11 protein-coding genes are annotated in these 13,477 nt (G+C 58.5%); 1 reads left to right on the forward strand and 10 read right to left on the reverse strand.

The window, feature by feature from the left end; translation table 11 throughout:
• The first annotated feature begins 20 nt into the window (after positions 1 to 20).
• A complete protein-coding gene (locus K5K95_RS26775; RefSeq protein ID WP_222586878.1) occupies positions 21 to 245 on the forward strand; it encodes a YgdI/YgdR family lipoprotein in 225 nt (74 codons plus the stop codon).
• Between the two features lie 114 nt (positions 246 to 359).
• Here K5K95_RS26775 and K5K95_RS26780 read toward each other — a convergent pair whose 3' ends face one another.
• From K5K95_RS26780 to K5K95_RS26825, 10 genes are all read right to left on the reverse strand, one after another.
• Complete coding sequence (locus K5K95_RS26780; RefSeq protein ID WP_222586879.1) at positions 360 to 2,213, reverse strand: polyurethanase; 1,854 nt, start codon at positions 2,211 to 2,213, stop codon at positions 360 to 362.
• 235 nt (positions 2,214 to 2,448) lie between these two features.
• Entirely contained in the window at positions 2,449 to 3,813 is a 1,365-nt protein-coding gene (locus tag K5K95_RS26785) for a TolC family outer membrane protein (protein WP_222586880.1), read from the reverse strand.
• Positions 3,814 to 3,815: 2 nt separating this feature from the next.
• A complete protein-coding gene (locus K5K95_RS26790) occupies positions 3,816 to 5,165 on the reverse strand; it encodes an HlyD family type I secretion periplasmic adaptor subunit (RefSeq protein ID WP_222586881.1) in 1,350 nt (449 codons plus the stop codon).
• The gene (locus tag K5K95_RS26795) at positions 5,162 to 6,937 is read right to left on the reverse strand and encodes a type I secretion system permease/ATPase (RefSeq protein ID WP_222586882.1); all 1,776 of its coding nucleotides are present in this window, start codon (positions 6,935 to 6,937) and stop codon (positions 5,162 to 5,164) included. Before K5K95_RS26795 ends, K5K95_RS26790 begins: the two co-directional genes overlap by 4 nt.
• A gap of 158 nt (positions 6,938 to 7,095) precedes the next feature.
• Positions 7,096 to 7,521: an AprI/Inh family metalloprotease inhibitor gene (locus K5K95_RS26800; protein ID WP_222586883.1), complete on the reverse strand. Its 426-nt coding sequence runs from the start codon at positions 7,519 to 7,521 to the stop codon at positions 7,096 to 7,098.
• Between the two features lie 75 nt (positions 7,522 to 7,596).
• Complete coding sequence (locus tag K5K95_RS26805; protein WP_222586884.1) at positions 7,597 to 9,045, reverse strand: serralysin family metalloprotease; 1,449 nt, start codon at positions 9,043 to 9,045, stop codon at positions 7,597 to 7,599.
• A 465-nt stretch (positions 9,046 to 9,510) separates the two neighbouring features.
• Positions 9,511 to 10,596, reverse strand: a complete 1,086-nt coding sequence (locus K5K95_RS26810; protein ID WP_222586885.1) for a polyamine ABC transporter substrate-binding protein — start codon at positions 10,594 to 10,596, stop codon at positions 9,511 to 9,513.
• 72 nt (positions 10,597 to 10,668) lie between these two features.
• Positions 10,669 to 11,010 carry a cupin domain-containing protein gene (locus tag K5K95_RS26815; protein WP_222586886.1) on the reverse strand — a complete coding sequence of 114 codons (342 nt, stop codon included), beginning with the start codon at positions 11,008 to 11,010 and terminating at the stop codon, positions 10,669 to 10,671.
• A 29-nt stretch (positions 11,011 to 11,039) separates the two neighbouring features.
• Complete coding sequence (locus tag K5K95_RS26820) at positions 11,040 to 12,446, reverse strand: NAD(P)/FAD-dependent oxidoreductase (RefSeq protein WP_222586887.1); 1,407 nt, start codon at positions 12,444 to 12,446, stop codon at positions 11,040 to 11,042.
• A 50-nt stretch (positions 12,447 to 12,496) separates the two neighbouring features.
• Entirely contained in the window at positions 12,497 to 13,312 is an 816-nt protein-coding gene (locus K5K95_RS26825) for a nuclear transport factor 2 family protein (protein ID WP_222586888.1), read from the reverse strand.
• Positions 13,313 to 13,477: the final 165 nt, after the last annotated feature.

Raw genomic sequence — 13,477 nt, forward strand, 5'->3', positions numbered from 1 at the left:
TGGCATTGTTAGAGGTGTTTATGAATATCAGGATTCTGAGTTTGCCACTGGCCGCGGTAGCGTTTCTGGTGCTGGCCGGTTGCTCTACACCCACAGTCGTGACCTTGCAGAACGGCACCCAGTATTTGACCAAGGACATGCCGAAGACCAAGTCCAAGGACGGTTTTTACGAGTTCGAGGATATTTCCGGGGCGAAAGTGAGGGTCAATGCCAACGACGTGGCGACGGTTCGCAAGGAAGATTGAGGACTGCGTTATCGTTTATCGCGGGCAAGCCCGCTCCCACAGTTATGCATTCGACTTGCAACCTGTGGGAGCGGGCTTGCCCGCGATGAGGCCCCTACCGGCGCCACAGGACTATCAGGCAATCACAATCCCTGAGCCGGACAAACTGTCCAGTCCGACCCCGACCAGCGTCACCGAATCCGCACCAAACGTCAGCACCGTATCGTGCCCCACTGCCGTGGCATGCGCCCGATAATCATCGCTCGGCGTCACCCCCTGCACCCCGAGAAACACCAACTTGTCGTTGGCTTGATAGCCCAGCACTCGATCCTGACCGAACGCGCCGCTGAACAGGAACGTATCGATCCCGCCGCCCGATTCCATCAGGTCGTTCCCCGCCCCGCCCACCAACACATCATTGCCCTTGCCGCCGATCAGATGATCGTTACCGTCCAGGCCAAACAACCAGTCGCCCGTCGCCTGGGCCTTGAGCGTATCGGCACCCGTGCCCCCCTTCACCGAGGACGCGTATTGCGTCAGGTTATTACCCGCCACCAGACCATTGGCCGTGACGCTGTGGGTCACTTCATCCTTGAGCAGTCCCCACAAGCCCCCCGGTTCCTGGCTGACGACGCTGCCGATGTCGCGGGTGATGCTGATGCCGCCTTGGGCATCCCGCACGTAGAGGTTGCCGGCGCCGTCATTGGCGAACTCAAACCCTTTCACTGATTGCTGCAAGTCCAGCACGTTGTTGCCCTTGCCGCCGAGCAGGATGTTGTAGCCGCCCGCATCGCGGAAGGTGTCGTTGCCGTCACGGCCCTCCATATAGTCATTGCCCTTGCCGCCCTGGATCAGGTCATTGCCGTCGCTGCCGATGATGAATGTGCTGCCCTTGTGGGTGTCAGCGTTGCGATTCAGGTCCTGCACCCAGGTCGTGGCGCGCGCCGGGTCCGAGAGGTTGGCGACGATGATCGTCGAGTCTTTGCCGGTGAGGTCGTAGAACGACGATTCGATGACCCGATTCATGCCGTCGCCATAGGCAGTGGGCAGGTGCGAGATCCACGTCGGGATGTTGAGGATGGAGAACGGCAGCACATTCCACGCCGTCGAGGCGTAGTGGTCATTGAAGCTGACGATGTTATCGGTCGTCGACTCCTTGGGAGCATCGTGCACGCCCACCGACGACAGGTTAAAGGAGGAACCGTCGAGGGCACGAAACACCGGATCGTTTTCGTAACCGACGTTGAGCACTTTGTCGGTGCTGCTCTGGGTTGGCGACGCGTAGGCAATGTAATTGGAGTCCTGGTAGAAGCCGTTCCACTTGCCAGTGCTCAAGTCCGCCAGGCTGTTGACCGCCAACCCGCCAAGGCTGTGGCCGCTGACCAGGACGTTTTTGCCCGACAGGCCATTGGCCTGGGCAAACGCCGCGACATCGCCCAGCAAATTGCCGAAGGCTTCGCCAACGTAGTTTTTCGCATAATCCTTGGGACCCAACGCCGCCAGCAGATCGTTGATCACGTCACCGATGGAGTCGCTGATCAAGGTTTCCCTCGGACCGCTGGTGCCACGAAAGGCGATGCCGATTTCAGTCAGATGCCCCTGCGCATCGTACTTGCCGAGAATCTCCACCTGCGCGCTGGTGTAGCCAGCTTTCTCACCGAAGAACGTTCCGTGCGCATCGACCTTGCCGTCATAGCCCAGTTGCGAGGCGGTGATCGGCGTCCAGCCGGCTTTGTGCACGGCATCCAGCGCGGCTTTTTCCGAGTCGGGGTTCCATGGAATGCCGGGAATCACCCCTTGGGAATCGGTGCCGCCCAGCAACGCAGTGACCAGCGTCGCCGGCAGCCCAAGTCCAAAGCCGTTGTGCTGGTAACCGGTGGCGAAGCCGTTATCGAGGTTGTGGTAGGAATACAGCGTGATTGCCATCGCGTCAGTGAATAACGCTTTGGAATCTGCCGTGCCGAAGTTTTTGTAGTCGTACACACCCATTGGTATTGCCTCTCTTGTTGTTGGAATTGTCAGAGATAGCTCACAACCAGGACGCCCCACTGAAGAGGCGCCCCGGAGCTTCCAGTGCATGCAGCCTTCACGCAAACCTAGCTGTGTAGGAGCTGTCGAGTGCAACGAGGCTGCGATCTTTGGGTCTGGATCTTTAAAAAAAGTTAAGTCAAAAGATCGCAGGCTCGTTGCACTCGACAGCTCCTACAGGGGTATTCGTGGTGCTTTATTGTGTTCGCGGGCCCTGTCCAAACGCCTCGTCCACCTTGGCGAGGTCCTGTTCGCTCAAGGTGCCGGCGTAGTAATGCAACTTGGTCCAGGCCATCAGGTAGTCGTACCTTGCCTGGGCCAAATCCCGGCGGGTGGTAAATAGTTGTTGTTCGGCGTTCAGCGCATCGAGGTTGACCCGCTCACCGCCCAAAATGCTTTGTTTGGTCGAGACCACCAGCGCTTCGGCGGACTTCAGGGCTTTTTGATAGGCGCGCAGCTTGTTCACACCCGACAGGCAGGCACTGAACTGCCGGCGCAGCTCGATCAACGTTTCCCGGGTTTTGCCATCCAGTTCGTACTCGGCCTGTTCCATGGTGCGGCTGGCCTGACGGGTCGACGCCGACACCCCGCCGCCGGCATACAGCGGCACGTTGACTTCGATGCCGATGGTGTTGGTGTCATAACGCTGGTTGTACGTGTTGCCGCTTTCCGACTCGTTCTGGCGCACCGAGGCGTAGGCACTGACTTTGGGAAAGTGCCCGGCGCGGTTGCGTTCGACTTCATAACGCGCGACTTCCACCGCCTGGCGCTGGGAGGCCAGGTTCGGGTTGTTGGCCACGGCCATCTCGTGCCAGGTGTCATAGTTGGCCGGTTGCAGGCTGAACGTCTGAAAGTTCTGGTCCAGCGGGGCGAGGTCCGCGATGTCGATGGCCTGCACGCCAATCAGCGCGCCCAGTTCACGCAAGGACACATCCTGTTCGTTGCGCGCCTCGATTTCCTCGGCGGTTGCCAGCTCGTAACGGGACTCGGCTTCAAGAATGTCGGTGCGTGTGCCCTCGCCCTGACGGAACATTTGCTCGTTCTGCTGGAACTGCTGCTCGAAGGCCTTTTTCTTGGCCAGCGCAATGTCGATCTGATCCTGGGCGAACAGCGCCTTGGTGTAGTTTTCCAGGACGCGCACCAGCAATTCCTGACTCTTGCCACGGAACGCTTCATCGGCAAACAACGATTGCGCCACGCCTTTGCGATACGCCGCGTAGGCTTCGTAATCGATCAAGGGTTGTTGCAGGGTCAAGGTCGAACCGTAACTGTTGTAGTTGCGGTCATCGCTCTGGTTTTGCCCGCGCTCATTGAGGTAGGTGACCTTGGAGGTATTGCGGCCCTTGTTGTAGTTGTAACCCAGTTTCGGCAACAAGCCGGCCCGACCAATGATGCGGTTTTCAAGGCCGGCATCGCGCTCCTTCATCGCGCCGAGAAACACCGGATCATTACGCAACGCTTGCTCGTAGATATCGAACGGCCCCATGGCCATCACACTGTTGCACGTCAGCAACGCCAGGGTTGCCGCGAGCATGGAAAGCTTATTCATACAGCCGAACATCCTTATTCCTCAGTCAACGCGGAACCTGCCCGGTCGAGCAGCGGTTTGAACAGATAATTGAGGAGTGAACGTTCACCGGTGCGCACGAACATTTCCGCCGGCATGCCGGGCTTGATCACCAGGCCGTGGAGTTTTTCCATCGCCTGATCGCTGACGCTGCTGCGCAGCACGTAGTACGGCGCGCCGGTTTTCTCGTCGACCATCTGGTCGGCGGAGATCAGGCTGACCTCGCCTGGGACACGCGGTGTACGGCTTTGATTGAACGCGGTGAACAGGATGTCCACCGGCAAGTGAGTGCCAACCTTGTCGATCAAATTGATCGGCAGGTGCCCTTCCACTTCCAGGCGCGTGCCTTGGGGCACGATCTCCAGCAGGGTTTCGCCCTGACGCACCACGGCGCCTTCGGTATGCACCCCAAGGTTGACCGCAATGCCGTCGGCGGTGGCGATGATCTCGCTGTGTTGCAGATCGAAGCCGGCGGAAGTCAGTTGTTCTTCCAGCGTCACGCTTTTGAGCTGCGCGTCGGCCAACTGGGTCCGGACTTCTTTCTGGTACTCCTCGATGTGCTGTTGCAGCTTCAGGCGCGATTCAATGATGCCCTGCTCCACCCGGCCGCTTTCGCCGGCGTTTTCCGCCAATTGCTGCTGAACTTGCGACAGCTGACGCTGGTACTCCATCAACCGGTTGCTGGGGATGTAGCCGTTGTCCGCCAAGGGCTGCAGATTGCTCAACTGTTTTTGCAGGGAGCTGGCCTGTGCCGTCAGGTCCGAGCGCGCACGGCGCATGCCGGCCAGTTGTGCCCCGGCTCCTTCGATACTGGCACGCAAGGCTGCCTGTTCGCGGGAAAATGCTTCGCGACGGCTACTGAACAATTGCCGCTGGCCTTCAAGGACCAACGCCAGGCGTGGATCGGGATCGTTGCTCAGTTCTGCGGGGAAATTCACTTGCTTGAGGTTGTCGCGTTCGCTTTGCCAGCGGGCCAGGCTGGCCCAGGCCATGCGGTATTGCGCTTGCAACGATTGCACGTCGGCCGCGACCTGGGTCTGGTCGAGCTGGAACAGCGGCTGGCCCAGCTTCACCACCTGGCCTTCGCGCACCAGAATCCGGCTGACGACGCCGCCGCTCATCGATTGCACGGCCTTGCGCTTGCCCGACACCACCACCGTGCCTTGCACCGGGATGCCTTGATCGAGCGGCGCAAGACTGGCCCAGGTGAAAAAGCTGCCCGCGCCGACGATGGCCAGGAACCAGCCCATGCGGGCGAAGAAACGCGCATCGCGCTCGGGGCGTTCGGCGATGTAATCGTGTTCCATCGTCGCTTCGTTTTCAGTGTTCATGCGTGCGCTGGTCATACACCCGAATTCCTTGTCGTGGGCTGATTCTGGCGACTCAGGTTGAGCCCGCCCGGTGCTTGCGCAGTTTTTTCACGTTGCTGTTCCTGGGTGCCGGAAAGTGCCTTGAGCACCTCCTGACTGGGGCCGTGGGCCTGCAAACGGCCTTCGTTGAGGACCAGCAATTTGTCGGCCTGGGCCAAGGCCGAAGAACGATGGGTCACCAGAATCACGCTGGTGCCCCGGGCTTTCATGTGCGCGATGGCGCCCGCCAAGGCCGCTTCGCCCACGGTATCGAGGTTGGAATTGGGCTCATCGAGCACCACCAGGCTTGGATTGCCGTACAGCGCACGGGCCAACGCCACCCGTTGTTTCTGACCGCCGGACAGACCGCTGCCGTCCTCGCCCAACACCGTGTCGTAGCCTTGCGGCATGCGCAGGATCAGCTCATGCACGCCCGCCTGTTGCGCAGCCTCGACGACTTTTTGCGGATCGGCTTCACGAAACCGCGCAATGTTTTCAGCGATGCTGCCACTGAACAACTCGATGTCCTGCGGCAAGTAGCCGATGTAGGGGCCGAGGTCGTCGCGGTTCCAGCGATGGATGTCGGCGCCGTCGAGCCGCACGGTGCCGCCCAGGGTTGGCCAGACGCCGACCAGCACCCGGGCCAGAGTCGATTTGCCGGAGCCGGAGGCGCCGAGCACGCCCATGACTTCACCGGCACCCAGGCTGAAATTGACCATGTGCAGGGTCGCGGCGCGGCGCCCCGGCGGACCGGCACTGACCTGTTCAAAAGTAATCTGCCCCTTCGGCGCCGGCAGTGACATCGCCTCGTCACTCGGCGGAAAAGCCTGCAGCAAAGCATCAAGACGACGGTAAGCGAGCTTGGCGCCGCTCCATTGTTTCCAGACTGCGATCAACTGATCGATTGGACTGAGGACGCGGCCCATCAGAATGGACCCGGCGATCATCATCCCGGCGGTCATGTCGCCCTTGATGACCAACAATGCACCCAGGCCCAGCACCAGGGATTGCAGGCACAGACGCAAGGTTTTGCTCAGGGAACTGATGACGGCGCCGGTGTCGCTGGCCTGATTCTGCAGGCCCAGGAAGCGCGAGTGCACCTGAAACCAACGCTTGCGCAACACCCCGAGCATGCCCATCGCCTGGATGGTTTCGGCGTTGTGCAGGTGGCTGGTCGCCAGTTGGCTGGATTTCTGCGAAAACCCCGCCGCCTCCCCCAATGGCTTTTTGGTCATCGCCTCGTTGAGGCATGCCAGGCCGATCAGTAACACCGCGCCCGCGGTGGCCAATACACCGAGCCAGATGTTGAACAGGTAGATAACGAACAGGTACACCGGAAACCACGGCGCGTCGAAGAACGCGAACAGCGCAGGCCCGGTGACGAATTGGCGAATGTGGGTCAGGTCCCCGAGGGATTGCCCGGCATTGCCTTCGCCTTTGAACAGGTTGCGTTCGAACGCGGCCTGATACACCCGCAAATTGAAGCGCCGTTCCAACTGGCTGCCGATGCGAATAACAATGAAGCTGCGCACGACCTCAAGCAAACCGATGAAGGCAAAGAACCCGACCACCATCAGCGACAACATGGCCAGGGTAGTTTCGTTTTGCGAAGACAGCACGCGGTCATAGACCTGGAGCATGTAAATCGATGGGACCAGCATCAACACGTTAATTAACGCGGTGAAACACCCTACGCTGATCAGGATGCTCTTGTAGTCGCCCAAGGTTTTTAATAGTGGTGCGGTGGCTGGGCTCTTTGCCATCTTCATGGGTTCTTCCTGAGGTGTTATTCCCCGTCATACCTGACGAAGTTTCCATTAACTGTTCGTGCAGAGGCGGCCATAGGTTTGGCGAACTAGCGCTTACAAATGAATAACAACTTTTAATCTGGTTTAGGGCTTATCACATAATGACCGCTGTCTGTTTATTACTGCGCTTGATGCACAAATGTTATGACCAGAGCGGATTTCAATGTGGCTGTATACGAGCCATCACGCTGGCGGCTGAGAAACAGAATCTTTGAACCTTCGTTACCGGTAATCGCAATACCGTCCGGCTCAGTGAACCAACCGGTCGCTTTTTCACCCGCCAGCCATGCGCTTAAACACTCTGCGCCGTCACCCAGTGTCTGCTGCAACTGGAAGTCGATGATGCACACCTTGGACGGTTTGTCCTGCAAAACCAGGGACTCTGGGGGGTTATCCCTGGCACTCAAGGTTGCCTGCCATTTGCCGGCCAATTCCGAGGGATCTGTCAATTTCAAGCTACTTGCCATGGCGGTCTCTCCAATAAAAATCATGAACGTCGCCAGAAGCCACGCGATTGTTCGACGGATCAAGGCCTTATCAGCCATAGGTTGTTGTACTCCAGCTTGCAGGTTTGTTGCGCAGAGGGCAGCGCATCGGCGCCACCCTCCTTTTGCCTCAATTTACGCCGCGATGTCCGAGAACGCTGCCTGGCCCACGGTGCTGACCAGGAAATCAGCCACGCCGTGCCCGGAGAAGTCCACCGACAACAGGCTGTTACCGGCCGACGAGGTCAACACCGCATCGCCTGCTGCGCCAGTGAACGAATTCACGAAATGCAGGCCCGCGCCATTGGTGATGCCGGTCAGGTCGATCTTGTCCAGGCCGCTGACAAAGTCGAGGATCTGGTCGGCAGTCCCTGGCCTGGAATCGCTGCTGGCCGCGAACACAAAGGTGTCCGACCCAGCGCCGCCCCACAGCTTGTCCGCGCCGCCCGCGCCGTAGAGGATGTCGTTGCCGGCACCGCCCTTGAGCTCGTTGGACACGCCATTACCGATCAGCAGGTCGTTGCCCGAACCGCCAATTGCGTTCTCGATGATTGCGCCCTTGGCAATCGACACGTTGCCCACCAGGCCGCCGACATCGGAGAACGAGGCTTCATTGAGGTTGATCTTCTGGTTCTGGGTGAAACCGGAGAAATCCAGTGTGTCTTTGCCGCCCGCATCCCACACCGAGAACACCACCTTGTCCGACGCCGAAGACGCGCTCAGGAAGTCGCGACCGGCGTTGGAGTTGAAGCCGTAGGTGGTGTCACCGGTTCGGGTGGTGGTGTTGGCACCGTAGAGTTTCTGGATCGCGGCAATGTCATCCATCAACGGCCCGGACGAATAGGCTTCGACACCGCCCTTGCTGAAGTTCTGGCTGGTATTGCTTTCGCTCCAGTAGCTCATGACGCTGTAACCGCGGGTGTCTTGCCCGTAGGAGGCGTCGTTGTAGGTCGGTGCACCTTCACCGGCGTTGTAGTCGCCAGGATGCGCCAGGCCCAGGGTGTGGCCGATTTCGTGAGTCAGGGTTTGACGACCGTAATTGTTCAGATCCGGTGTCTTGTTCGGCGTGTAGCTGCTGTTGGTCAGGTACCACGAAGAACCGTCGTAACCTGCACCCGTGCCAGGCAGATAGGCAAATGCCGCTGCGCCGTCCTGACCACCGCTGTAATTGCCGAAGGTCATGTGACCGTCGCCGCCTGTGGCCTTTTCGGCGAAGGTGACATTTGCAACGTCAGACCAGGATTGCATGGCGAGCACAGCCTGGGCTTTTTGTTGCGAGCTGAACTGACTGAAGCCGGTAATACCGTGCTTGTTCATGGTGCTCGACGATGCCGAGGTCAGGAACGTGTAGGTCAGTTCGATTTTGCCGCTGCCGTCCTTGTCCTGGTAGGCAGCACCGTCGCGCAGCAATTGGGTCGCTGCCTGGTCGACGGAATAGGAGGGTTTGCCATTGACCGTGAGATTGCCACCCCGGTCATACTGATGGCTGAAACTGTTGATCTGACTGTAAGCCGAACTCGGTGCAGCCAATGGTGCAAAGGCCTGTTCGGCAAGACCGACAGCGTTGTCTTTTACATTCGACATAAACACACTTCCTTGTTTAGCAATGGAACAGTTTTTTTCAGATAGCGACAATCTCTGGCGAGATCGTCCTATCACTCGCCCAATGAAGGCGAAAGAAAACTGACACAATTCGAAATCAAACGTCTACTGTTTTTTTGACGTCAAGTTGTGTTGTTCCAGCAAGTACCCGGAAATAATGCGTGCGCTGTCGAAATAATCTTGTAAATAGGGGGGTTCGGGAAGATTGTCTGACAATTGCCTATTTAAATATTAAATAGGCCTAAGTTATTTTATGACTAAGGCGTCTCGGTTTTTTCGGACTTATTAGTATCAGTGCCAGTGAATTGATATCAGTTTAATTATATTTGGCAAGATTTCGGGAAGCGGCCAATACGCAGTCGACCCGCGTTCAAGCCGTAAGGCATTCCATTGCCTCCTGACCATTGTAAGGAGGCAAGGAATCCACAGCGTTGCCGGCCTGCCCCCTCAGCTCCCCGTCCGGATCTTGTTCCACACCCGCGTGCGGATTCGGTCGATGTTCAGCGGCATCGCTTCGAGCGCGAACAGCTTGCCCATCATTTCCGGGCTCGGATAAACCTTGGTGTCGTTCTTGATGGCAGGGTCGATCAGGCTGTCGGCCTGTTCGTTGCCGTTGGCGTAGTGCACGTAATTGCTGATGTCGGCCATGACGTTGGGGCGCAGCAGGTAATTCATGAAGGCATAGCCGGCCTTGTCGTCCGGGGCGTCGGCGGGCATGGCGACCATATCGAACCAGATCGCGGCCCCTTCCTTGGGAATCGCGTAACCGATGTCCACGCCGTTCTTGGCTTCCTTGGCGCGGTTCTCGGCTTGCAGGATGTCGCCAGAGAAGCCGACGGCCACGCAGATGTCGCCATTGGCCAGGTCGCTGGTGTATTTGGATGAGTGGAAATAGCTGACATACGGCCGAACCTTCATGAGCAACGCTTCAGCTTTTTTGTAGTCTTCCGGGTTTTTGCTGTGATGCGGCAGCCCCAGGTAGTTCAGCGCGGCCGGCAGCAGCTCCGGGCCGTTGTCGAGGATCGCCACGCCGCACTTTTGCAGCTTGGCCATGTTCTCGGGCTTGAAGATCAAGTCCCACGAATCAACTGGCGCGTTGTCGCCCAATACGGCTTTGACCTTGGCAATGTTGTAGCCGATGCCGGTGCTGCCCCACAGGTACGGGAAGCCATGTTCGTTGCCGGGGTCGTTGGTTTGCAATGCGTTGAGCAATACCGGGTTGAGATTTTTCCAGTTCGGCAACTGACTCTTGTCGAGCTTCTTCAATGCGCCACCCTGAATCTGCCGGGCCATGAAGTGGTTGGACGGGAACACCACGTCATACCCCGATTTCCCGGTCATCAACTTGCCGTCGAGGGTTTCGTTGCTGTCGTAGACGTCGTAGCTGAAGGCAATGCCGGTTTCTTTCTGGAAGTTCTTGGTGGTGTCAGGGGCGATGTAGTCGGACCAGTTGTAAATCTTCACGGTCTCGGCCGCATGGCTGAGGGTCGCAACGAGCGCAAGGGGTGCCAGAGTCAATGTCTTTCGGATCATGAGTCGATTCCTGTATAGGCTGTTGTGTTTTTTATGGGCTGGCAGGCAATCAAAAGATCAAAATTCAAAAAGTCAGAAAATCAAAACGTAGGTCTTGCGCACGGTTTCCTGGATATCCCAGATACCGGTGCTGTTGGCTGGCAACATCAGTGCGTCACCGGCTTCTATGTGCAGGGTTTCACCGTCGTCCGGGGTGAAGGTGCAGCGGCCCTGGATGAAGTGACAGAATTCCTGCGCAACGATCTGCCGCCGCCAGCGACCGGGCGTGCATTCCCAGACACCGGTTTCAACGCCGTCGTCGCGTTCGACGCTGGTGGTCGAGGCCGTTGCCACGGGGGTTCCCAATGGAACGGCGACCGGGTTCGACTCTTGCAGTTTCAGGGATGCGGTGTTTTTGAATTGCGTAATGTCCATGGGAGTACCTGTGGTGTGAGAAACGCCGTTTACTGCATGAAACCTTCCATGAACCCCGCCACCTTGCTGGCCAGCTTGCGCCGCCACGGGGCAGTGGCCGGATTGGCCAGGGTCTGGTCTTCGTGGACGAAGCTACGGATGATCGCGTTGTAGCCCAGCCAGCGGCAGGGTTCCGGCTCCCAGGTCCTGAGCGTGTCGAGACGTCCTTGTGGCACGACCCACGGCTGGCGGACCAATTCGGTATCACGCTGCAGAATCAGATCAGCCAGGGTTCTGCCGCCCAGGTTGCTGGCACCGACACCCTCCCCGCCATAACCGCCGGACAAGGCAATGCCGCTGGCGTGATCACACAGCATGTGCGGCTTGAAGTGCCGGGACATGCCCAGGTTGCCACCCCATGCATGGGTGATCCGCACGTTCTTGAGTTGCGGGAAGAGCTCACTGAACAGGTAGCGCCGCAGCTCCACTTCGCGGTTGGTCAAATCGAAGTCGTGCCGCAGCTTGCCGGCAAACTGATATCCGCCACGGGCGCCGAACACCAACCGGTTGTCTGCCGTGCGCTGACCGTAAGTGACCTGACGACTGCTTTCACTGAACGCCTGGCCGTGGCTGAGACCGATTTCGTCCCAGGTCGCTGCGGACAATGGCTCGGTCGCCACCATCAGGCTTTGCACCGGCAATTGATAACGCCCAAGTGGCGGCAACGTCGTTGCGTACCCTTCTACGGCGGGGACGATCCAGCGACTGCGGACCTGAGCCTTGTCTGTACGCAACGACCCCGATTGCCATTGGGTGACCGCGCTGTTTTCATAAATCTTGACGCCCATGCGCTCCACCGTTCTGGCCAGCCCTCGCACCAACTTTGCCGGGTGAATGGTCGCAACGTGCGGTGCATAGATACCGCCATAAGGCTTGGCAACTCTGATCTGTTGCGCCAGTTGCTCGGGACTGAGCCAGCGATAGTCGCTTTCGGTCAGGCCCTGGCTGTAGAGCTTGTCGAGATAGTGGCGCAGGCTGGTTTCCTGCTCGGGATAACGGGCAGCACAGTACAGCACCCCGCCTTTCAGAAAATCACAGTCGATGCCTTCACGTTCGATGACAATTTCGACCTCATCTGGAATTTCATGCAGCAAATCGAAAGACGCGCGGCGCTGTTCTGCCGGCAAACCGGCCAGCAGGCGGTCTTCGCCCAGCAGGTTGCCCATCAGCCAGCCGCCATTACGACCCGACGCGCCAAAACCGGCGGTCTGCGCTTCGACGATGGCGATATCCAGGCTGGGTGCCAGGCGCTTGAGGTAATACGCGGTCCAGAGCCCGGTGTAGCCCGCGCCGATGATCGCCACGTCGACGTCCAGATCGCGCTCCAGCGCGGGACGTGCCAGTAAAGGCTCGTCGAGTTGATCCATCCACAAACTGATTGTGCGCCACGCCGACATGCCAGATCCCACCACTCAAACTTCGATGGCGTCGATCCTAGTGCGTGGGCTCAGGGACTGTCTTGCGCGCGTGCACGCAAAGAAATTTGTTTGGCGTAAGCCTTCGGCGACAAGCCGGTGTGTTGGCGGAAACAGGTGTAGAACGCCGATAACGAATTGAAGCCGGCGGCGAACGCCAGCTCATCGACACGCACCGGGGCCGTGGCAGCATCCAGTGCGGTGAGCAAATGTTGCAGGCGCGCCCGGTTAACGTAGCGGTAGAAACTCTGGCCAAGCACCTGATTCAGCAGGTAGGAAATCTGGTTGCGGCTGTAACCGCACTCGTTTGCCACGCGCTGCAGGTCCAGTTCGGGGTCCAGATAGGGTTGTTGACGCTCGAAATACTGTTGCAGGTCTTGCGCCATGAAACTCAGTTGCCGTGGTGAAAGCCCCAGGCGACTGGCTGCCGGGCGCACACTGGCAGCCGTATGGCTTTGCGCCTGTTCACGCACCAGCGAGGCGTATTCATTGACGCGCCAGATCAATCCGTCGCGCACCGTGATCGCCTCGCTGGAACGGAATGACACTAGCCCCTCGCTGCCGCGCAACGTCATTTGGTATTGGATAAAGGCAGTGTTGCCGTCCAGACGAATACGATCCGAATGTTCAAGCGCTTCGTCCGGGTTGCGCGGCATGCTGTCACGCACGTACTCGCGCAGTTCGTCGAGTCCCATGACGCGATTCTGGAAAAAGTCGTTGTACTGAATGTCCGGGTGATAAAGCGCCATCACGCCGTCCAGATCCCGGTGTTTCCAGCACAAGTGGTAGCGCATGACCGTCTCACCCGTGGCCTGGGTTTGCAGCGGGCCATCATCATCGGCGTGCATAAAGGACTCGACGAAAAAAAGCCGAGCTTGCCGAAATTCTGTCTCAGCATCAATAAATGCTCACAATCAGCCCAACGCCTGACCAGCCCGACACATGATCCACATCAAAAAAACAGCCGCCAATCGCCAAACGGACTGAAAAAAATCACATGGTTTTCACATCTC

Source organism: Pseudomonas sp. DR48 (assembly GCF_019823085.1).
Taxonomy (GTDB): Bacteria; Pseudomonadota; Gammaproteobacteria; order Pseudomonadales; family Pseudomonadaceae; genus Aquipseudomonas.

Bases quoted from the DNA above. Each gene is read 5' to 3' on its own strand.
- K5K95_RS26775 (WP_222586878.1), top strand. From the start codon at position 21: ATGAATATCAGGATTCTGAGTTTGCCACTGGCCGCGGTAGCGTTTCTG.
- K5K95_RS26780 (WP_222586879.1), bottom strand. From the start codon at position 2,213: ATGGGTGTGTACGACTACAAAAACTTCGGCACGGCAGATTCCAAAGCG.
- K5K95_RS26785 (WP_222586880.1), bottom strand. From the start codon at position 3,813: ATGTTCGGCTGTATGAATAAGCTTTCCATGCTCGCGGCAACCCTGGCG.
- K5K95_RS26790 (WP_222586881.1), bottom strand. From the start codon at position 5,165: ATGACCAGCGCACGCATGAACACTGAAAACGAAGCGACGATGGAACAC.
- K5K95_RS26795 (WP_222586882.1), bottom strand. From the start codon at position 6,937: ATGAAGATGGCAAAGAGCCCAGCCACCGCACCACTATTAAAAACCTTG.
- K5K95_RS26800 (WP_222586883.1), bottom strand. From the start codon at position 7,521: ATGGCTGATAAGGCCTTGATCCGTCGAACAATCGCGTGGCTTCTGGCG.
- K5K95_RS26805 (WP_222586884.1), bottom strand. From the start codon at position 9,045: ATGTCGAATGTAAAAGACAACGCTGTCGGTCTTGCCGAACAGGCCTTT.
- K5K95_RS26810 (WP_222586885.1), bottom strand. From the start codon at position 10,596: ATGATCCGAAAGACATTGACTCTGGCACCCCTTGCGCTCGTTGCGACC.
- K5K95_RS26815 (WP_222586886.1), bottom strand. From the start codon at position 11,010: ATGGACATTACGCAATTCAAAAACACCGCATCCCTGAAACTGCAAGAG.
- K5K95_RS26820 (WP_222586887.1), bottom strand. From the start codon at position 12,446: ATGTCGGCGTGGCGCACAATCAGTTTGTGGATGGATCAACTCGACGAG.
- K5K95_RS26825 (WP_222586888.1), bottom strand. From the start codon at position 13,312: ATGCACGCCGATGATGATGGCCCGCTGCAAACCCAGGCCACGGGTGAG.